At 70.1% G+C, this 18,909-nt stretch carries 21 protein-coding genes; 11 read left to right on the forward strand and 10 right to left on the reverse strand.

What is annotated here, in order from left to right:
- Positions 1-425: FBP domain-containing protein (locus tag MIAR_RS14515; RefSeq protein ID WP_285637465.1), on the reverse strand; the 425-nt coding region annotated here is incomplete at its 3' end.
- A gap of 314 nt (positions 426-739) precedes the next feature.
- Here MIAR_RS14515 and MIAR_RS14520 point away from each other — a divergent pair.
- The 6 genes from MIAR_RS14520 (at position 740) to MIAR_RS14545 (ending at position 4,832) form a co-directional block, all read left to right on the forward strand.
- Positions 740-2,374, forward strand: coding sequence for a radical SAM protein (locus MIAR_RS14520; RefSeq protein ID WP_285637466.1), 1,635 nt, complete (start codon positions 740-742; stop codon positions 2,372-2,374).
- Positions 2,371-2,703: a hypothetical protein gene (locus tag MIAR_RS14525; RefSeq protein WP_285637468.1), complete on the forward strand. Its 333-nt coding sequence runs from the start codon at positions 2,371-2,373 to the stop codon at positions 2,701-2,703. Before MIAR_RS14520 ends, MIAR_RS14525 begins: the two co-directional genes overlap by 4 nt.
- Position 2,704: 1 nt before the next feature.
- The gene (locus MIAR_RS14530; RefSeq protein ID WP_285637470.1) at positions 2,705-3,517 is read left to right on the forward strand and encodes a prolipoprotein diacylglyceryl transferase; all 813 of its coding nucleotides are present in this window, start codon (positions 2,705-2,707) and stop codon (positions 3,515-3,517) included.
- Positions 3,518-3,719: 202 nt separating this feature from the next.
- A complete protein-coding gene (locus tag MIAR_RS14535; RefSeq protein ID WP_285637472.1) occupies positions 3,720-4,061 on the forward strand; it encodes a hypothetical protein in 342 nt (113 codons plus the stop codon).
- Between the two features lie 13 nt (positions 4,062-4,074).
- Positions 4,075-4,389 (forward strand): hypothetical protein, encoded by a 315-nt coding sequence (locus MIAR_RS14540; protein ID WP_285637473.1) that lies wholly within the window; start codon positions 4,075-4,077, stop codon positions 4,387-4,389.
- Between the two features lie 98 nt (positions 4,390-4,487).
- Complete coding sequence (locus MIAR_RS14545) at positions 4,488-4,832, forward strand: hypothetical protein (protein WP_285637475.1); 345 nt, start codon at positions 4,488-4,490, stop codon at positions 4,830-4,832.
- 19 nt (positions 4,833-4,851) lie between these two features.
- On the opposite strand, the gene MIAR_RS14550 is transcribed toward MIAR_RS14545, so the two are convergent.
- A complete protein-coding gene (locus tag MIAR_RS14550) occupies positions 4,852-5,340 on the reverse strand; it encodes a four-helix bundle copper-binding protein (protein WP_285637477.1) in 489 nt (162 codons plus the stop codon).
- A gap of 63 nt (positions 5,341-5,403) precedes the next feature.
- Between MIAR_RS14550 and MIAR_RS14555 the strand changes: the two genes are divergently transcribed.
- The gene (locus MIAR_RS14555; RefSeq protein WP_285637479.1) at positions 5,404-6,774 is read left to right on the forward strand and encodes an MFS transporter; all 1,371 of its coding nucleotides are present in this window, start codon (positions 5,404-5,406) and stop codon (positions 6,772-6,774) included.
- A gap of 5 nt (positions 6,775-6,779) precedes the next feature.
- Here MIAR_RS14555 and MIAR_RS14560 read toward each other — a convergent pair whose 3' ends face one another.
- The 5 genes from MIAR_RS14560 to MIAR_RS14580 all read right to left on the reverse strand — a co-directional run bounded on the left by MIAR_RS14560 (position 6,780) and on the right by MIAR_RS14580 (position 12,122).
- Complete coding sequence (locus tag MIAR_RS14560) at positions 6,780-7,286, reverse strand: O-acetyl-ADP-ribose deacetylase (RefSeq protein WP_285637481.1); 507 nt, start codon at positions 7,284-7,286, stop codon at positions 6,780-6,782.
- A gap of 58 nt (positions 7,287-7,344) precedes the next feature.
- On the reverse strand, positions 7,345-7,884 hold the full coding sequence (locus MIAR_RS14565) for a YaeQ family protein (protein ID WP_285637483.1): 540 nt from the start codon (positions 7,882-7,884) through the stop codon (positions 7,345-7,347).
- An 11-nt stretch (positions 7,885-7,895) separates the two neighbouring features.
- A complete protein-coding gene (locus MIAR_RS14570) occupies positions 7,896-8,900 on the reverse strand; it encodes a hypothetical protein (protein WP_285637485.1) in 1,005 nt (334 codons plus the stop codon).
- A gap of 161 nt (positions 8,901-9,061) precedes the next feature.
- Positions 9,062-10,813 (reverse strand): glycoside hydrolase family 3 protein, encoded by a 1,752-nt coding sequence (locus MIAR_RS14575; RefSeq protein WP_285637487.1) that lies wholly within the window; start codon positions 10,811-10,813, stop codon positions 9,062-9,064.
- A gap of 43 nt (positions 10,814-10,856) precedes the next feature.
- Positions 10,857-12,122, reverse strand: a complete 1,266-nt coding sequence (locus MIAR_RS14580; RefSeq protein WP_285637490.1) for an MFS transporter — start codon at positions 12,120-12,122, stop codon at positions 10,857-10,859.
- Between the two features lie 118 nt (positions 12,123-12,240).
- Between MIAR_RS14580 and MIAR_RS14585 the strand changes: the two genes are divergently transcribed.
- The gene (locus MIAR_RS14585; protein ID WP_285637492.1) at positions 12,241-13,272 is read left to right on the forward strand and encodes a LacI family DNA-binding transcriptional regulator; all 1,032 of its coding nucleotides are present in this window, start codon (positions 12,241-12,243) and stop codon (positions 13,270-13,272) included.
- Positions 13,273-13,274: 2 nt separating this feature from the next.
- On the opposite strand, the gene MIAR_RS14590 is transcribed toward MIAR_RS14585, so the two are convergent.
- Positions 13,275-14,084: an isocitrate lyase/PEP mutase family protein gene (locus MIAR_RS14590; RefSeq protein ID WP_285637494.1), complete on the reverse strand. Its 810-nt coding sequence runs from the start codon at positions 14,082-14,084 to the stop codon at positions 13,275-13,277.
- A 215-nt stretch (positions 14,085-14,299) separates the two neighbouring features.
- Between MIAR_RS14590 and MIAR_RS14595 the strand changes: the two genes are divergently transcribed.
- From MIAR_RS14595 to MIAR_RS14605, 3 genes are all read left to right on the forward strand, one after another.
- Positions 14,300-15,925: a helix-turn-helix transcriptional regulator gene (locus MIAR_RS14595; RefSeq protein ID WP_285637496.1), complete on the forward strand. Its 1,626-nt coding sequence runs from the start codon at positions 14,300-14,302 to the stop codon at positions 15,923-15,925.
- Positions 15,926-16,265: 340 nt separating this feature from the next.
- Entirely contained in the window at positions 16,266-17,018 is a 753-nt protein-coding gene (locus MIAR_RS14600) for a hypothetical protein (RefSeq protein WP_285637498.1), read from the forward strand.
- 83 nt (positions 17,019-17,101) lie between these two features.
- Positions 17,102-17,812: a lysophospholipid acyltransferase family protein gene (locus MIAR_RS14605; protein WP_285637499.1), complete on the forward strand. Its 711-nt coding sequence runs from the start codon at positions 17,102-17,104 to the stop codon at positions 17,810-17,812.
- Positions 17,813-17,847: 35 nt separating this feature from the next.
- Here the strand turns inward: MIAR_RS14605 and MIAR_RS14610 are convergent, their stop codons facing one another.
- Both MIAR_RS14610 and MIAR_RS14615 read right to left on the reverse strand, forming a co-directional pair.
- Positions 17,848-18,429 carry a carboxymuconolactone decarboxylase family protein gene (locus MIAR_RS14610; RefSeq protein WP_285637501.1) on the reverse strand — a complete coding sequence of 194 codons (582 nt, stop codon included), beginning with the start codon at positions 18,427-18,429 and terminating at the stop codon, positions 17,848-17,850.
- Entirely contained in the window at positions 18,416-18,748 is a 333-nt protein-coding gene (locus tag MIAR_RS14615) for a hypothetical protein (RefSeq protein ID WP_285637503.1), read from the reverse strand. The genes MIAR_RS14610 and MIAR_RS14615 overlap by 14 nt, the downstream gene beginning before the upstream one ends.
- Between the last annotated feature and the right edge of the window lie 161 nt (positions 18,749-18,909).

Below are 18,909 nucleotides of genomic sequence, written 5' to 3' on the forward strand. Positions count from 1 at the left end.
TCACGCGCGAGCTCGCGGTCGTAGCCCTCGTAGGCCAGCGGCGGCAGCTTGCGCACGTTCGCTGAGCAGCCGAAGTTCGCGCAGATCAGCGTCCCGATCGTGTCCCCGTTGCGGCCGGCGGCACCCGCCTTGCGGGCCGAGAAGAACTGCACGTCGTTGCGGAGCGTGACGTCATCGCACCAGGAGCACTGCGCGCGCATGGCCGTGCGCTGCTCGGTGCGCTGCAGCAGGATGCCGACGTTGTGGTCGTCGACCTCGGCGACGACGTATGCCCGCCGGGGCATCTTGGGGTCGAACCAGCCGAGGAAGTCGATCCTCTCGAAGTCGATCTCGTCGAAGTCGAGTGGCAGGTTCAGGGAGGAGACCTCCTTGCGGGAGGCGTTGCGGAAGGAGGCGCGGATGACGCGCTCGTCGATGGGACGCATGAGGAAGTGCTTTCTGTGTCAGGACCGCCGAAGCCGGCGGGAGAGGTGGGACGCGCCCGGATGCGGGTACGGCCGGAGATGAGGGCGGTCCCGGAAGCCGGGTACGCCGAGAAGAAGATGAGCCCGGATGCCGGGCATGACGCTTCTCCGGTGACGGGAGTTCCGCCGCCGGATCGCTCTCAGCCTCTGCCGTCGGCGCGTGACGCGCCGACGATCACCTCTCGCGCCACGAAGGCGCCCTCTGCGAACAGCACGTCGCCCAGTGTACGCCGCCTGCGCTCCCGCTAATCTGGACGCAAAGAGGGGGGCTCTTCATGGCGACGAAGCCGGGCGCAGGTATGCCGCTGCGCGACTACCGCATCCACCGGTACGTGAATGCGTTCTGTCCTCGCTGCCATGAGGACAAGCCGGACCAGCCGCTCAGCGAGGTGCGCCGCCTGTCGGGCTGGCTCGCCGACCGCGACGGCACGGTCTGGCTGGAGCGCGGATGTCCCGAGCACGGGCTCGTCTCCACGCTCTACGACGAGAACGCCGACATCCTGCGGTACCTCGAGCAGTGGACGGCGCCGACCAAGGTGCACACGCCCGACACGATGGGCAACTTCAAGCCCGTGCCGCAGGCGTACGAGGACGGCTTGCCGCAGATGCAGACGCAGCACACCTGCATCCTGCTGGAGGACATCACCGACCACTGCAATCTGAAGTGCCCCACCTGCTTCGCGGAGTCGAGCCCCGCGGCATCCGCCGTCGCCCCGCTCGCCGAGGTGCTGGCATCCGTCGACGCCAAGCTCAGCCGCGAGAACGACCGCATCGACGTGCTCATGCTCTCCGGCGGCGAGCCGACGCTGTACCCCTGGCTGGAGCAGCTCATCGAGCACCTGGTCGCGCGGCCCATCGTGCGCATCCTGCTGAACTCGAACGGGCTGCGGATCGCGAACGACGACGAGTTCGTCCAGTTCCTGAAGAAGCACCGCGAGCGCGTCGAGGTGTATCTGCAGTACGACGGCGAGGAGGCGGCCTCCGTCGCCTTCCACCGCGGCGCGGACATCCGCCGGTTCAAGGAGCGGGCGTTGGAACGGCTGTCGGATGCCGGTATCTTCACGACCCTGACCATGACCGCGGCACTGGGCGTCAACGACCACGAGATCGGCAACGTCATCCGGCGAGCGCAGGCGACGCCGTACGTCGGAGGGGTGACGATCCAGCCGGTGTTCGGATCGGGACGGAACTCGGGGATCGACCCGAACGAGCGACTCACCCACACCGGCGTGCTCGCCCGGATCGGCCCGCAGACCGAGGGCGAGATCACCTGGCGCGACCTGACCGCGCTCCCCTGCAGCCACCCGCACTGCTGCTCGGTCGGCTACTTCCTGAAGGACGACTCCGGCGATTGGAAGTCTCTCGTGGGGTTGATCGGGCACGAGAGGCTCAAGGAGTTCCTCGACCTCAACCCCGACCTGATCGCCAACCGCATCGCGGACTCGAACGTGAACAAGGCGATACGCGACGTGGTGAAGAACTCGCTGCTGGATCTGCTCAGCGAGCAGTCGTCGCTCTCGCACCCCTCGATGGGCGATATCTGGCGCGACATCTGCGTGAACTGCGACCTGGGCGTGGGCACACTCGCGACGCTTGCCGCGTCGAAGCTGCCGGGTCAGCACAAGCGGATGCGGGCCATGCTCGCCGAGCGGGTGCTGCGCGTCACGGTCAAGCCGTTCATGGACATCAACACCATGATCGAGGAGCGCCTCACGCAGTGCTGCGTGCACGTGGCCACGGTGAACGAGCAGACGAACGCGCACCAGTGCGCCCCGTTCTGCGCGCTGCAGGCGTGGGCGCCGCTCAGCCGCACGCGCATCTCCACGGCGCTCGGGCGTCCCGCGTCGTCGACGACCGAAGTGCGCGAGACGGGCGGGCGCACCCGGCTTCCGGTGGTGCAGGCGTCATGACCTGGGCCCCCGAGCCTGTCGAAGGGCACCCGCTCAACCAGTTCGACCCCGCAGTCGGTCATCCCGCGCCGCCGTTCGACCCGCTGCGGCTGTGCGTGTTCACCACGATCGCGGCGATCTCGTGCGTCCTGGGGCCGGCGGCCGTGCTCGTGTTCGCGCTGGTCGCGATCGCCGGCTATGCGAAGGCCCGCCGTGGCGGGCTGCTGCGGTCGCGCTGCAAGCTGGGAGACACTCGCCTGGTGCTGGCGTACCTGTCGGTGCTCGCGGTGGCGTCGGCGGTCGGCATCCCGTTCTGGGTGATGCTCTGGATGCGGATGCTGGGCGGCTGATATGTTCCCCACCCTGCACGACATCGCCCCCTGGCTGCCGCGGCTGGACACGCATTCGGTGTTCGTCGCGCTGGGGATGCTGGCCGCCATCGCGGTGTTCCTCGTCGAGAAGCGCCGCCGCGCGGTGCGCGACCCGCGGATCGTCTACCTGGTGCTGGGGGCGATGGCGGGAGCCGCGATCATGGCGCGGCTCGGCACCTGGGCGCAGCATCTGGACCCGTCGAAGAACCTCAACCTCGGTGAGCAGCTGCTGCGGGGCAACGCCTCGGTGCTGTCGGCGCTCGTCGGCGCATGGCTGGGTGTGCACATCGCCAAGAAGCTCTGCCGGTACCCGGCTCGCACCGGTGATCTTTTCGCGCCGGCCGTCGCGCTGGCGATGGCGATCGGGCGGATCGGATGCCTGCTCACCGAGCAGCCCGGGACGCCGACGGGCGCAGCCTGGGGCATCGTCCTGGACGCGGACGCCGCGGCCCGGACCGGCTCGCCGGCCGGCGTCCCGCTGCATCCGAGCTTCGTGTACGAGATCGCCTTCCACGCGGTCGCCTTCGCGGTGCTGTGGTTCTGGCTGCGGCATCGTCCGATCGCCGCCGGTGAGACGCTCACGATCTACATCGCCGGGTACGCGGTGTTCCGCTTCCTCATCGAGTTCGTCCGCGGCAACGATGTCGCGTGGATGGGGCTGACGAGACCGCAGCTGTTCCTGGCGGTCACGATCCCGCTGCTGCTGGCGCGGATCATCTGGATGCTGAGGCGCGGGCGCTTCCGCGCCGAGCCCGCTGTGGAGAGGAAGGTGCCTGATGGACAGCCAGCCTGAAGACCCTGCGCAGAATGCGCCGCTGCCTGCGGACGAAGGATCGGCGACGCCGCCTGTTCCGCCATCGTCGGAGGGCACGCCGTCGGCGCAGCCCACGGCCGCCGACCCCGCGCCGCCTCCGCCGCCTGCCTACGATCCCTCCCAGGTGGTGCCGCCTCCGCCGCCGGATGCACCGGCGCCCGGCTATCCCAACGCTCCCGACGTGCCCGCACCCGGCTATCCCCCGCAGCAGCCGTCGCCGTTCCCCGTCGATCCGGCCCAGGCGGCTCCCGGCTACTACGAACCGAATCAGCAGCCCGGCTACTATCCCGGAGCGAATCAGCAGCCCGGCTACTACGACCCCGCATACGGCGTCAATCCGCTCGGGCTCGTCGATGAACGCGGCTACCCGATCGGGTACGCGCCACCGGAGCCGAAGAAGATGTCCGGCGGAGCCAAGGGCGTCCTCATCGGCTGCGGCGTGGCCGCGGCGTTCGGGCTCATCGTCGTGTTCGGATTCGTGATCGTCATCCTCGGTCCCTGCATCGGCCTGAACACCTACTGACCGGAGACAGCGCGTGACTCTGCCCAGCGATCATCCTCGCCGCGAGCCCGGCCAGCGCGGCATCGGCACCGGGCTGCTGATCGGGCTCGCCTTCCACGCATTCGGTCTCCTGCTCGCCCTCGGGTCGCTGAGCGTGATGTCTCAGCTCGGCCTCTTCGCCCTTCTCTGGCCGTTCATCGCGATCGTCGTCGTCTCCGTGATCGTCATGGCGACCGCCGGCGCGAACCACCAGCGGCGGCGCATCGCCGGCGGCGTGCTCATCATCTCGGCGGCCGTGTGGCTGATCATCATCGGGCCATGCGTCGGACTCGTGTACTCGATCCCCTGAGCGCCGCCTGGGAGAAGTGTTTCCTCACGTTTCGCGCGTGATCGACGCGCTGAGAGAGCGGTCGTAGCCTCGGATCAACCGATCGTGAGGAGATCACCGTGACCAGCCCGCAGACCCGCCTTTCGCCCCTCGAGGTGCGTGAGCGTGCTGCGTGCATGTGCGACCACGGGTACGCCTGCTCCTCGTTCGCCCCGGGGCACGCCCTGCACCTGATCCAGGCGCGCCTCGCCTCGGCGACGCCGCTCGGCTGGGTGGATGCTCTGGTCGACTCCGCGGATGCCACGACCGGCGAGATCGTGCTGCGCACGCTCGACGGCGACGTCGTCACCGTCTGGAACGCCGGGGGCGCCGCGCTCGAGGCATCTGCCGGCACTCCCGTGGCGCTGCACCGCGACTACGCCGTGCTGGCGATCGGCGCGACGAAGTACAACGTCGCGCGCTGAGTCGTCTGTCGGCCGGGCGTCAGGACGCCATCTTCATCATCGATTCGCGCATGGCCTCGCACGCGTCCATGCAGGCCTTGCACGCCTGAGCGCACATCTTGCAGACCTCGCTCATGTCGGCGTGCTCCATGCACTTGTCCATGCAGTACTGGCACATGGCGATGCAGGCGTCGAGCATCGACATCATCACGGCCGGGGTCATGCCCTGCATCCGCATCATGCCGCGCATCATCGTGTTGCACATGTCGGCGCAGTTCATGCAGGCGGGACCGCAGTCCATCATCTGCATCGAACAGACCGTACAGGCCTGCTCACAGGCCGAACACGCATCCATGCAGGCCTGCATGGCAGCCATGTCCATCATCTCCATGCCCGGCATCTGCATGTCCTTGGACATCATGTCCATCATCATCGAATCCATCGCGCACCGCTCCTCGTCATCGGCTCTCGCCGGCTTCGGGCGGGCAGGTGGACCCGCCTGATGGTCAGATTGCGCCTGCCGGATCACTCCGTCGATGGTCGATTCCGCTCTTCCGCCCCCGACGTCCCTCACCGGATGTAGGGTCGGTCCGTGCCGACGTTCACCCCGTTGCAGCGACTGGTCGTCTCGGTCGCCATCCTCGCCTCATTCGTGACCTTCCTCGACGGCACCGTGGTCAACGTGGCGCTGCCGGCCATCAGCCGGGAGCTCGGCGGCGGCATCGCCACGCAGCAGTGGGTCGTGGACGCGTACCTGATCACGCTCAGCTCGCTGATCCTGCTGGCGGGCTCGGTCTCGGATGCCTACGGCCGCGTGCTCGTGATGCGGATCGGCCTGATCGCGTTCGGCGTGGCATCCGTCGCCGTCGCCGCCGCACCGGACCCGCTGATCCTCATCATCGCGCGCGCCGCGCAGGGCGCGGCGGGTGCCCTGCTGGTGCCGAGCTCGCTCGCGCTCATCACCGCCACGATGCGCGGCGAGGTGCAGTCCCGCGCGATCGGCGTGTGGACGGCGTTCACGACCGGTGCACAACTGGTCGGCCCCGTGATGGGCGGCATGTTCGTGGATCTGCTCTCGTGGCGGTTCGTGTTCCTGATCAATGTGCTGCCGATCGCCGTGAACCTGATCCTGCTCGGCAGGCTTCACCTGCCCGCGCACCAGCGCACCACGAGGGTGGACTGGTGGAGCGGCGTGCTCTGCGCGATCGGTCTGGGCGGGCTCGTGTTCGCGCTGATCGAGCAGGAGCGGATGGGCTGGGCGGCCGCTGCGATCTGGATCCCCGGCGCGCTCGGCATCCTGCTGCTGATCCTCTTCCTTCTGCGACAGCGGGGATCGGATGCTGCACTCATGCCCCTCTCACTGTTCACCGTGCGCAACTTCGCCTGGGGCAACCTGGCCACGCTGTTCATCTACGCCGCGCTCTCGCTGAACGGCTTCGTGATCGGCGTCTACCTGCAGCAGGGCCCCGGGCTGAGCGCGACGGCGGCGGGACTCGCGAGCCTCCCCATCACGATCCTGATGATCCTGCTCAGCTCCCGCGCGGGTGCCTGGGCCGGCAAGCTCGGGCCGCGCCTGTTCATGACCGTCGGCCCCCTGCTGATGGCGGTCGGCGCCGCGCTGCTGCTGACCGTCGGCGTCGAGTTCGACTACTGGTGGCAGGTGCTGCCGGCGATGATCGTGCTGGGCGTGGGGCTCTCGCTGACCGTGGCACCCCTCACCTCGGCGATCCTCGGGGCGATCGACGAGAACCGCAGCGGCATCGCCTCGGCCGTCAACAACGCCGTCTCCCGCGTCGCCGGACTGCTGGTGGTGGCGCTGCTGTCCACGATCGTCGGCGGAGCGCTCGATCTGAACGGATTCCACAGCGCCGCACTGGTCACGGCGGGCCTGTTCGCGCTGGGCGGCGTGGTGTCGTGGATCGGCATCCGCCGCAACCCGGTCGAGGAGCCCGCCGCGTCCTGATCGGCTCAGTCCACCGCGCGGATCGTGGCCTGCACCGCTTGGAAGGCCGAACCGTCGAACGCCACGATCCGGGCATCCTCCAGCTGCACCTCGGCCGCGAGGATCGTGTCCACCGCGACCTGGATCGCGTCCTCCCGCGGCCAGCCGTACACGCCGGCACTGATCAGCGGGAACGCGATGCTGCGCGCTCCCAGCTCGTCGGCGACCTGCAGGGAGCGGCGATAGCAGGAGGCCAGCAGCTCGCGATCGCGCTGCCCGGCATTCCAGTTCGGGCCGACCGTGTGCACCACCCAGCGCGAGGGCAGGTCGCCGCCGGTCGTCCAGCCGGCGTCGCCGGTCGCGAGGCCCCGCGGGAATCGGGCGATGCAGTGCTGCAGGATCGCCGGTCCCCCGGCGCGGTGGATCGCGCCGTCGACTCCCCCGCCGCCGCGCATCGCGTTGTTCGCGGCGTTGACGATCGCATCGACCTGCTGGGTCGTGATGTCGCCGTGGACGGCGGTGACGGTGGGCATGCCACCAGTCTGCTCCGGCCGGATGGCCGGCGGAACCCGTGCCCGCGTCGGCCCTGAGTCAGCGGATGCCGTGGTCGTGCACGGTCGTGCTGAGGTGCGTGCCGTTGAGCTCCAGGTACAGCTGCCGCTCGGTGACCGACACGGTCATCGTGTTGCGGCGCGCCAGCGCCGCCGCGGCATCGTCGAGGAAGCCCGGATCGAAGCTGTGCAGCACGATGGCATCCGCCTCGTGGATGGTCTTCCCCGCCCAGTTCGCGATGACCTTGGCGGGGTCGCGGTAGGTGTACACCGTGGTGCGATCGGCCAGTTTGCTGCCGAAATGCAGGCGGGTGGCGTCGGGCGCGCCCGCCTCGATCCACGCGGTCACCCGTCCGGTGAGATCGCGCACGAGGACGGCGGGCTCGTCGGTCGCCGCGACACCCTCGGTGAACGCGATGCCCTCCTCGTACTCCAGGCAGTACGCCAGCAGGCGGGTGAGCATGTAGGCGTCGGTCTCGGAGGGATGCCGCGCCATGCGCAGCGTGAAGTCGTCGTAGACGCCGCGGTCCACATCCGCCAGCTGGACGTCGAACGTGTGGATCGTGGAGCCTGTCGCCATGAGTGTCGAGCCTACGCGGGAGGTGGCGGAGCGCTCGAATCCGGACGCGTCCAGGTCGTCATCCCCTTCGCACGCCCGGTCCCGGGCGACAGCCCGGCCAGTTCCAGCGAGCGCCGCACATGCCGCGGCAACCCGGGCAGCGCCGCCGCGGCGCCCTTCGGCACGCGGGCGAGACCGGCGATGAGCGAGACATCCACGGCATCCGTGCGCACCTCCACGCGCGCCTCCTCGCTGTCGGTGCGCCAGCGCAGCATCCGGATGTCAGCGAAGTCCACCTCGAATCGCTCGGCGTCCGCGACGATCCGCATCCTGCCCGGCGCGAACCACACCGACGCCTCGATCGTGCGCCGATGGTAGTAGGCCATCAGTCCGTAGTAGGCGGGGAGCCCGATCACCGTGCCGAGCAGGATGACCGTCATCTTGGGCCCCAGTACGAACGCGTCGAACGCGATCAGCAGCGCGACGGCGCCTCCGCCGAGTACGACGACGAGGACGACCACGGCGATCCGCAGGTCTCGGATGGGCATGCGCACGGCGGGGAAGCGCACGATCGAGCCGTCGTTCTCGCGCCCGAAACCCGGCACGACCTTCTCCACCCGCGGTCGCTGCACGGCGCTCGTCACCCGGCCGATCAGGGCGAGCCAGGTCCAGCCGACCGCCGGGATCGCCGCCATCTGCAGCAGCACGAGCAGCGCCCGGAACCAGTCCGGGAGGCCCGTCGGCGGGATCACGTCACCGAAGATCACCGTGGCCACGACGGCGGCGGCCAGGAGCGCGACCACCACGTGCAGCACGACCCCGCGCCGCTGCGGCATCCGCAGGGTGAGGTTCACGAAGGAGAAGCCGAAGGTCCAGCCGCCGACGAGCGTGAGCAGGTACGGCAGCAGGTCGAGGCCGACGCCCGAGAGGTACCACGGCAGCGCGATGAGCAGCAGCAGCGCGCCCCACGCCCAGGGGCTGCGCCACGGACGCCAGGGACGGGGACGGACCTCGGCTTCAACCTTCTCGAGCGTCACTCGGCGGGCTCCGTCGCACGATCGCGCGGCCGCAGCACCAGCCACGCGAGCGCAGCTGCATCGCCGCGGGCGTGCAGGCGGGCGAGAGTCATCCGATCAGGATGGCACAGCACCGCACCGAGCCGCGCACGGATCGCGTCCGCGGCTCGGGCGCTGGAGCGTCAGCGACGCGGGTGGCTCTCCGTGCGCAGCCCGAATCCGTGACGGAACAGCGGATCGGCCGTGTCGAACGGCACGTCCTCTCGGGACGCCTCCACCGCGGCCATCGACGACGGGATGTCGAAGGGCAGGATGCCGGTGAGCGGCGCGATGCCACGGAAGGCGTCCAGCACGACGGCATCGGCGGCGCCGAAGTCGCCGATGAGCATCGTCGAGCTGTCGGTCATCGGCGTGAGCACGGCCGGTCGCTCGAGGTACACCGAGAGGTAGACCGGCGCCGAGGCCGAGTACCGGGCGATCTTGGCGACCGTGGCCGCATCGAACTCCAGCCTGCCGCCGCGGAAGAAGTCGCCGAGCGATCCCTTACCGGGCTCGAACGGAGCATCCAGGCGCACGACCACGGCATCCGCTTCGGCGAGGTCGTCGACGGGAACGAGTCCCGCATCGGTCGCGGCCTGGGCGTCGACGCCGTCGAGCAGCACGCGCGCGCCGTCGGCAATGCGGTCGCCGCGATCGGCGAGCAGCACCAGCGACTTCCGCTGCGCCTCCACTCCGGCCGCCGCGAACGCCGGCGAACCGCAGATCTCCGCGGTGGCCGCGGTGTCGACCCGTCGGTTCTCGAACACGCCCAGGCGGAACTTCTCGCGCAGCAGCCGGCGGATCGACTCGTCGATGCGGGACTCGGAGATGCGCCCGGAGTCGACGAGCTCCTCGATCAGAGCCGCATTGCGGTCGCCGCCGAACTGGTCCACCCCCACGTCGAGCGCGATCGCGGCGCGTTCCAGCGGCGTGAGATGCTCGAGTCCCCAGCCGTTCGGACCGAACTCCATGCCCGCCATGTCCTCGGACTCCAGCAGGTTCCAGTCGGTCACGACGATGCCGTCGAACCCGAGGCGCCGGCGCAGGATGTCGCGGACGACAGGCTCGTTGAACGCGAAGCCCACCTCGGGCCATTCGGTTCCGACGGGCTTGCCGTAGTAGGTCATCACCTGGCTCGCGCCCGCGGCGAACGCGCGCTCGAACGGCTTCAGGTGCAGCTCCTGCTGTCCGCCCGGGTACACCTGCTCGGGGTAGCGCGGGTCGTGCGCGTCGTCTCCGCGCAGCTGGGGACCGCCTCCGGGGAAGTGCTTCACGACCGCCGCGACCGAGTGCGGCCCCAGCTCGCCACCGCCCCGCAGCGCCTCGATGAAGGCGACCGTGAGCTCGGCGACGCGTTCGGGGTCCTCGCCGAAGGTGCCCGAACCGCGCGACCACCGCGGCTCGCTGAAGATGTCGGCCATCGGACCGAGCAGCACCCGCACGCCCATGGCCAGCAGCTCCTGGCGCATGGTGTCGCCGAAGACGCGCGCGGCGTCCGTCTCGCCGATCGCCGCGACACCCGGGTAGTCGGGCCAGCGCGACAGGCTGTCCATGGCCTGTCCCGTGAACAGGTTGCTGCGGAAGCCGTGCCGGGGATCGGTCGACAGCGTGACCGGGATACCGAGGCGGGTTCCCTCCGCGATCTCCTGCAGGGTGTTGTGCCACTCGGCCACGGCCACGCTGTCCTCGCCGCCGAGGACGTTGAAGTGGCTGATGCCGACCTCTCCCGCGTATCGCTCCGCCGCGGCGACCGCATCCGCCTGGCTCAGGCCGTCACCGGCCGGCGCGGTCGAGGGGTGGAACATCATCGCCGCCTTCTCGGCCACGGTCATCCGTCCGAGGAGGTCGTCGACGCGGCGCTCGATGGGCAGAGCGGAATCGCGGTAGTCGTTCATGTCAGTCCTTCAGGTCGTCGTCGGGTCGGTTGCCGTGCGCGGGTCAGCGCGTGGAGCGCACCATCAGCATCGGCACGAACGCGAGCAGCGTGAGCACGGCGCTGACGATCAGCAGCGCGGGGTAGTTCGATCCGCCTCCGCCGATGCCCAGCAGCAGCGGCGCGATGAACGGCATGACGGAGTACGGCAGCGAGAGGGCGATGTTCACGACGCCCAGGTCGCGGGCCGCGGTGGCGGGATCGTTCATGGTGGCCACGGCGAACCCGATGTAGCTGCCGTAGGCGATGCCCGTCCCGAGTCCGGCGACGAGGACGAGTCCGATCATGAACATCGGAACAGTGGTGGCGAACGCGAGCACCAGGATGCCGGCGGCGATGAACACGGCGGCGGCGCCGAGCACGGCCTTGCGGCGGCCGGTGCGGTCGTTGAGCCAGCCCGCGACCGGGGCGCTGAGCACCGCGACGACACCGGGGATGACATAGGCGAGCGTGATCAGGCCGGGCAGCTCGGCCTCGGGCGGGGAGACGCGGTCCTGCAGCAGGTACACCGTGTAGGTGGAGATCACGCCCATTCCGCAGGCCACCAGGAACAGCGCGACGAGGAACTTCGCGAAGTCGGGCGAGGTGCGGGGGTTGATGTAGAAGCTGCCGAAGAACTCCTTGAAGTCGAAGGGCTCGATGTCCGCCGGTGCGGGTTCGTCGTCGCGGAACATGGCCACCAGCAGTCCGGCGAACAGCACGGCGACGAGCACGGGGAGCCCGAACTGGGCGAGCACGTTGGTGGGGAACCACTGCACGAAGAAGACGCCGACCAGGACCGCGGCCGAGGAGGCGGTGCCGGAGAGCGCGCCGACCAGGCCCTGCTGCTTCACCGGCACACGGTCGGGGACGATCGCGAGCGTCGCGGCGATCGCCGCGTTCACGAACGCCTGCATGATGATCCAGCCCAGCAGCAGCATCGGGAACGAGCCGCTCAGGCCGATGATGATCGCGCCGACGATGGTGCCGGCGAGCCCGACCACGATCCACGGGCGGCGACGCCCGAAGCGGCTGCGGGTGCGATCGCTCAGTCGTCCGAACAGCGGGTTGGCGATGAGCGCCACGAGCGTGCCGACGCCGGCGGCGATCGAGTAGCTGACGTTCTTGCCCTCGGGGTCGATCTGCGAGATGCGCAGGGCGAGAGTCACCGAGGCGGGCAGCATGATCGACATCCAGATGCCGAACATGGCCAGGGCGTACAGCCCGATGAAGGGAGCGCCGACCGGCTTGGGAGCGGGTGCCGTGCCGGCGGCGGTCTGGGGAGATGACATGGGGTCCTCGTCGTTGAGCGATGATCGGGTATTGATGACGTTACCGGTAACGTTTCCGGAATCGTCACCATAAGATATGTCGGAGGACGATTCCGTGTCAAGAGCCGAAGGAGCCGACATGTCGCGACGGGTCACCCTGGCCGATGTCTCCCAGGCCGCCGGAGTCGGCATCGCCACGGTCTCACGCGCGCTCGGAGATCACCCCGATGTGAGCGAGTCCACCCGGGAGCGCGTGCGCGAGATCGCGACCCGCCTCGGCTATCGCCCGTCCGTGGCGGCGCGGGCCCTGCGCATCGGCGGCTTCCATGCCATCAGCGCGATCGTGCCCGACGCGGGATGGGGATGGTGGGAGCCGGTGATGCGCGCCGCGCACGCCACCGCGACCGCCCGCGGGTACCAGCTGCTCGTGCACCCCGTCGACGCCGAGGGCGGACTCACCGCCACGGTGGACGGGCTCGCCAACATCCCCACGGAAGGCGTGATCGTGGTGAGCGTGCCGGATCAGGATGCCGTACGTGCGGCGTGCGATCGCATCGGCCTGCCCGCCGTCGCGATCGACGACACCAGCCGTGCCACCCGGTTCCCGACCATCTCGGCAGCCAACCGCGACGGTGCACGCCTGGTGGTCGAGCACCTCATCGCCCAGGGGCGTCGCTCCATCGCCCTCGCGCACGGCTTCCTCGGCGGCGCGAGCCCGGAGTGGGGCGACGGCCTCTTCCTCGAGGAGCGCGCGCTCGGCTACCGCGACGCCCTGGAGTCGGCCGGGATCGCCGTCGACGAGCGCCTGATCATCGACGTCGCCGACCCCTTCGACGAGACGGTCGCGACCTTCCCGCAGATCGACGCGCTCCTCAGTGACGGACCGGCGATCGACGCGATCTTCTGCGCCGCCGACCTGATGGCCGCGCCTGTGCTGCGGTCCCTGCGGGCCTCCGGCCGGGCGGTGCCCGGCGATGTCGCCGTCGCCGGCTTCGACGACGAGCGCGCGGCGCTGCTCGTCGATCCCCAGCTCACGACCGTGCGGCAGCCCTACGAGCAGATGGGCGCGACCGCGGTCGACATGCTGCTGCAGACCATCGCCGGCGAGCGGGTGCCGGAGCACCGCACCGAGCTCGCGCCGAGGCTGGTCGTGCGCGCATCCACCGCCTGAGCTCAGCGGAATCGCTCCTGCACCTCGGCATAGCGGAGAGCTCCGTCGAGGAACCCGAGGGTGCCCGTCTCGCGCAGTTCACGACCGGCGCGCTCGACGAACGCGAGGGCGGCGCGGGCGAGCCCGCCACCGATGCTCACCCGCTTGACTCCCAGTGAGAACAGGGTCGGCGCGTCGATGAGCGTGGGCGCGAGCCCGGCCACGATGTTCAGCGGTGCAGGGATCTCGGATGCCAGTCGGCGGATGCTGTCGGCGTCGTCGACGCCGGGGACGAAGACGCAGTCGGCACCGGCGTCGACATAGCGCTGTGCGCGAGCCACGGTCTCCGCGAACGGATCCTCGACGTGCGAGTTCGGCGCGAAGTAGGCGTCGGTGCGGGCGTTGATCACGAACGTGCCGCGAGGGGCCGCTTCTCGCGCCGCCGCGATCTTCTCGGCCGCCAGGTCCGCGTCGAACAGGCGGCCGTCCGCGGCATCCTCCAGGTTGGCGCCGACGACTCCCGCCTCGAGCGCACGACCGATCGTGACCGCCACTTCCGCCGGGGTCGAACCGTAGCCGTCCTCGAGGTCGGCGGTGACAGGCACGTCGACGGCATCGACGATCTCGGCGATGCGCTGCAGCATCCGCTCGGCTCCGGTCCCACCGCCGTCGGGCAGCCCGTACGACCAGGCGATCCCGGCGCTGGTGGTCGCGATCGCCGGGAAGCCGGCCTGAGCGAGGATGCGTGCTGACCCCGCGTCCCAGGCGTTCGGGATCACGAAGCCGGGCCCGTGATGCAGGGCGAGCAGGGCGGAGGCGAGATCTGCGGACATGGTGACCCCTTCGAATCGTGCAGGACCATCACACGCCCCGTTCGGGGCGGCGTCAAGCCGCGGGCCGGCGCGGGCCAGCGATGCAGTTCGGCCGGATCGGGCGGAGAACAGCGACCGGATCCCGACCGTCGGAAGATTCAGTCCACACGGGTAACCTCCCTCGCTAGAATCCAGATATCCGGGGGGCTGTCTGGGGCAGAGAGGCGGTACCACCGATGCGCGCAGCCGTGCGTGACACCGCGCCCGACCCCCTCTTCCTCGGTCGCGATGCCGAGCTCGCCGACCTGGTCAGGACCGGCCGCGCCGGTCTCACGAGCGGCCGTTTCCTGCTGGTGCGCGGCGAGGGCGGCATCGGCAAGAGCACGCTCATCGACGCCGCGGCAGCCCAGGCCCCGCCGGAACGGCACGTGCTGCGCGGCGCGGCGGATGCCATGGATCGACGTCTCACGTACGGCCTGCTGCTGGACGCGCTCGGGCCCGTGCTCACGGACGAGGATCGACGCGTCGCGACGGAGCACGACGAGCGCATCGCTGGCGAACGGCTGCTGTCGGTGATCGACACGGCCACCCGGGAGCCGCTGGTGCTGATCCTGGAGGATCTGCACTGGGCGGACAGCGCCTCGCTGCGCCTGCTCGCGCGCCTCTCGCGCAGGTTGCCGCGGCTGTCTCTGGTGATCGTGGCCTCGCTGCGGCCGCAGGCCCGCCACGAAGTCGCTCCCGCGCTGGACCATCTGCTCGACGAATTGGGCGAGCGCGGTCTGCTCCACTCCTTCGAGCTCGGCCCGCTGCCGGAGAGCGCCTGCATCGCGATCGCCGAGCATCTCGCGGGAGCCCCGGTGGGCGAATCCCTCGCGCACTATGCGGCGACGGCGGGCGGCAACCCGCTGTTCCTCACCGAGATGGTGCGATCGCTGCTGCGCGACGGCGCCGTCGCCGTGGGTCCGGATCGAGCGGAGCTGCGCAGCAGCCCGATGGGCCCCTCCCCCTCGCTCGCCACGGTGATGATGCGCCATCTCAGCCGGCTCAGCATCGACACGCGCGAACTGCTGTCCACCGCGGCGCTGCTCGGCGCGCGGTTCCCCGCCGCGCAGCTGCGACTGGTGGCGGATCGGCCGATGAGCGACCTGCTCCCGCTGCTGCGGGAAGCGCTCGCAGCGGGATTCCTCACCGAGATCGACGAGGATGCCCTCGGGTTCCGGCATCAGCTCATCCAGGAGGTCCTGCTGCACGACCTGCCGCATTCGGTGCGCGCCGAGCTGCACCGCGATGTGGCCCTGAAACTCGATGCCGCCGGCGTGCCCGCGGCCACCGTGGCCGAGCACTTGTTGCGTGCGTCCACGACCCGCACGGATCTGGCGTGGATGCTGCGGCTCGCCGAGCGCACCACCGCATCGGCCCCGAGCATCGCCGTGGAGCTGTGGGGGCGGGTGCTCGCCCACAGCGACGACACCGACCCGATGCACCTGATCGCCACCGACGGGATCGCCCGCGTCGCGCGTGACAGGTCGCTCGCGGAGACGGCGCTGCGCGCGTACACCGAGGTCGGCGCCGATCACGAGGCGGCGCGCGCCCGGGCATCCTTCCGCCAGGCAGGGGTGCCGGTGACGCTGCCGGCGCGGTCGCGACCGGCGTCCGGGTGGGAGTCGCTGACGCGCACCGAGGAGCGTATCGCCGGTCACGTGGCCACGGGCGAGACGAATCTCGAGATCGCGCAGAGCCTGTTCATCTCGCGGCGCACGGTCGAGACGCATGTGTCAAACATCCTCGCCAAACTCGGCCTGCGCTCGCGGACCGAGCTCGCCATCCGCTTCGCGCATCGGCTCGACCAGGCGGGTCAATGACGCCATCAGGTCGATCCACCCGCTGAATCGCAGTTCGCGCGCAGAGTCGCCGACCCGCCCCTCGGGAGGGTCGGTGCCATCCAGCCAGATGTCGATGTGCACACTGCCAGGGTCGTCCCGCGCGCGTGCAGGGACCATCCGTGAGATCACGGAAGTTCGGCGGCCGCCCTGTTCCGCGGATGCGGGCGGGTGTAGTTTCAGCGCATCGCGCACCCGCTGGGGAGAGGATGCACGACGCGGATGCCGAGAGCTGGGGACGGCGTCCGCTGTCCCGTTGTCGATCGACGATGCGCATCCGCACACCGCCCCATCCCAGCCGTCATCACGAAAGGGATGACCCATGAAGAAGAACAATCGGATGCGGCTGGTCGGAGCGCTTCTCGTCGCAGGGGCTCTGGCGTTCGCCGGTGCGCCCGCTGCCGGCGCGGCGGCGCCCGGGAGCGTCACCTGTTCCGAGGGGATGCTGGCAGCCGGCAGCTACACGGACGTGACCGTGTCGGGGATGTGCATCATCGACGGCTCGGCGCAGATCAGCGGCAGTGTGACCGTCATGAGCAGGGCGAAGGCCGTGCTCACGGGCGCCGAGGTGGGCGGGAGCGTCCGCCTGGCCGCGGACTCGATCGTGAGCGCCAGCGGCACCACGGTGCACGGGAGCATCAGTGCGGCGAACGCGAAGGCACTCTACGTGTTCTTCAGCCACATCGACGGGAACGTGTCGTTCATCGGAGGCGGCTTCGGCCCGACCTGCATGAACCCGAAGGCGCTCGAGGGCCAGGGCCACAACACCATGATCAAGGACAGCACGATCGAGGGGAACGTCACCTTCAACGGCTGGTCGGGATGCTGGTTCGGATTCCTGCGGAACACGGTCGGCCACAACGTGCTGATCGCGAACATGTACGCCAACCCGGAGAACGTCATCGAGTTCATGGGGATGACGATCCATCAGGGCCTGGACTCCACCGAGGTGGTCGCGAACCACGTCGCCGGGGTGCTGAACTGCACGGGCAACACGCCTGCCGCGCAGATCGGCGACGCGATGCCGGTCGGCAACACCGCCGGCCACCTGCTGGGTGAGTGCGCCGCGTATTAGCGGCCGCGATCCAAGGGGAGCCGGCGCTGGGCGCCGGCTCCCCCTCGCTGCATTCAGCACCCGCGGACGGATAGGGTGGCGAGGTGACAGCAGCCGCTCCGCCGAGCCCGAATCCCGCGCCGCGCGCCGGTGCCGTCTACTTCTTCGGACGGGCGATCCTCAGGCCGCTGTTCTGGGTGATGTACCGTCCGCGCATCGTCGGTCGGACGAACGTGCCCGAGCACGGTCCCGTGCTGCTGGTGAGCAACCACCTCTCGTCGCTGGACACCGTCATCATTCCGACCTCCGCCGTCCGCCCCGTGCAGTTCCTGATCAAGGCGTCGTACTTCGCGGGTTCCGGGGTTCTCGGACGCTTCAAGCGCTGGTTCTTCGGTTCGATCGGGGGCGTCCCGGTGCATCGCGCGACCGGCCGGGACGCGCGTGCCGCGCTCGACGCGGGGAGCAGCATCCTGCGGGCCGGGAGCGTGTTCGCCGTGTTCCCGGAGGGGACGCGGTCACGCGACGGGAAGCTGCACGAGGGCCACGGCGGTGCCGCGTGGATGGCGCGCGACACGGGAGCCGCTGTCGTGCCCATCGGGCTGATCGGGACCGGCTCCGTCAGACCGCTGAGCCATCTGCTGCCGGGCAGGCCGCGCCTCGAAGTGCGCTTCGGCGAGCCGCTCGACCTCACCGATCTCGCGGGGATGCCCGATGGCAGGGCTCGTCGCGAGATCACCGAGCGCATGATGGCCGCCATCGCGCGGCTGAGCGGGCAGGAGCGCTCCGGCAGCGTGAACGCGAGTTCGCGCGACTGAGCGGCGTCCTCGCGCGTCGCGTCAGCGGCTCGCGGTCAGCCGTAGCCGCGGCGGAGCAGCGTAGTCGCCGCACGGGCGAAGTCACCCGGTGACGGGATCTCGAAGTCCAGTGCGTTGGCGTTGCGGGTGATGATGTTGAAGACAGCCCCGACCGCAGCCGCATCGCGCAGGTCGTCCACGCTCAGCCCCGCGTCCAATGCGGCCCGCACGTCGTCGCCACCGAGATCGTCGGGGTCGTTCGTCATCCGGTCCAGAAAGGCCAGCGCGGCGCGCAGCCGGTCGCTGATCGGCGCCGTCCGGTAGTCCGCGAGCACCGCCGCCGCGACGGCGTCGTCCATGCCGAGCACCGCGACAGCACGGTGAGCGCCGACGCAGAACGGGCACTCGTTCCACGTCGCGACGGTCGCCGCCATCAGTTCCCGTTCCGACACCGACCAGGCGCTGGGTCCGCGCATCGCACGGTTCGTCCACTCTCCCAGTGCCCGCCCCGCGAAGTCCCGGTCGTAGAAGGCGACGCGGGCGGCATCCGGAAGGCGATAACCCGCGAAGCGCGAGATCATCCGGATGAGCAGCCGATGCCGCAGCGTGTCGCCGCGCTCGACCTCAGCGAGCCGCATCGCCCGCCTCTTCGATCGCCCGCATCGCCGCATCCCACCGTCTCAGCCCCGCACCGACGCTCGCCGCCATCACGATCTCGAAGGCAGCCTGGTCAGAGCCCACCGCGTCGCGCACGGCATCCACGTGGGCATCCGTGACGCGGAACGACGCGCGCCCGACCTGCTCGGCGAGCATCCGGTAGGGCTCGGTCAGGTCGCTCGGCTGGCCGGCGCCGGCATCTACCGCGCCCGCGTTCACACCGGGCGCACCCGCGCCGACGCTACGCGCCTGCGCCCGCAGGCGTTCCGCGAGGTCGTGATGCGAGGCATCCTTCGACATGCCCCGATGCTACTCGCGGTGCTGCTCGCCGCGGGGTCGAGTACGGCCGCCCCACGTGGGCGTGCAGATGCGACGATGACAGTGCTCCCCCACCAGGACCCGTGCCATACGGCGCGGGAGTGCGCAACCCGCTGTCGACCGGCGACGGCGGCGACTACGTT

The sequence above is a fragment of the Microbacterium arabinogalactanolyticum genome (assembly GCF_030268005.1).
GTDB classification, from domain to species: domain Bacteria; phylum Actinomycetota; class Actinomycetes; order Actinomycetales; family Microbacteriaceae; genus Microbacterium; species Microbacterium arabinogalactanolyticum.

Bases quoted from the DNA above. Each gene is read 5' to 3' on its own strand.
- MIAR_RS14525 (WP_285637468.1), top strand. From the start codon at position 2,371: ATGACCTGGGCCCCCGAGCCTGTCGAAGGGCACCCGCTCAACCAGTTC.
- MIAR_RS14575 (WP_285637487.1), bottom strand. From the start codon at position 10,813: ATGAACGACTACCGCGATTCCGCTCTGCCCATCGAGCGCCGCGTCGAC.
- MIAR_RS14615 (WP_285637503.1), bottom strand. From the start codon at position 18,748: ATGTCGAAGGATGCCTCGCATCACGACCTCGCGGAACGCCTGCGGGCG.
- MIAR_RS14530 (WP_285637470.1), top strand. From the start codon at position 2,705: ATGTTCCCCACCCTGCACGACATCGCCCCCTGGCTGCCGCGGCTGGAC.
- MIAR_RS14585 (WP_285637492.1), top strand. From the start codon at position 12,241: ATGTCGCGACGGGTCACCCTGGCCGATGTCTCCCAGGCCGCCGGAGTC.
- MIAR_RS14590 (WP_285637494.1), bottom strand. From the start codon at position 14,084: ATGTCCGCAGATCTCGCCTCCGCCCTGCTCGCCCTGCATCACGGGCCC.
- MIAR_RS14580 (WP_285637490.1), bottom strand. From the start codon at position 12,122: ATGTCATCTCCCCAGACCGCCGCCGGCACGGCACCCGCTCCCAAGCCG.
- MIAR_RS14565 (WP_285637483.1), bottom strand. From the start codon at position 7,884: ATGGCGACAGGCTCCACGATCCACACGTTCGACGTCCAGCTGGCGGAT.
- MIAR_RS14520 (WP_285637466.1), top strand. From the start codon at position 740: ATGGCGACGAAGCCGGGCGCAGGTATGCCGCTGCGCGACTACCGCATC.
- MIAR_RS14610 (WP_285637501.1), bottom strand. From the start codon at position 18,429: ATGCGGCTCGCTGAGGTCGAGCGCGGCGACACGCTGCGGCATCGGCTG.
- MIAR_RS14595 (WP_285637496.1), top strand. From the start codon at position 14,300: ATGCGCGCAGCCGTGCGTGACACCGCGCCCGACCCCCTCTTCCTCGGT.
- MIAR_RS14560 (WP_285637481.1), bottom strand. From the start codon at position 7,286: ATGCCCACCGTCACCGCCGTCCACGGCGACATCACGACCCAGCAGGTC.
- MIAR_RS14600 (WP_285637498.1), top strand. From the start codon at position 16,266: ATGAAGAAGAACAATCGGATGCGGCTGGTCGGAGCGCTTCTCGTCGCA.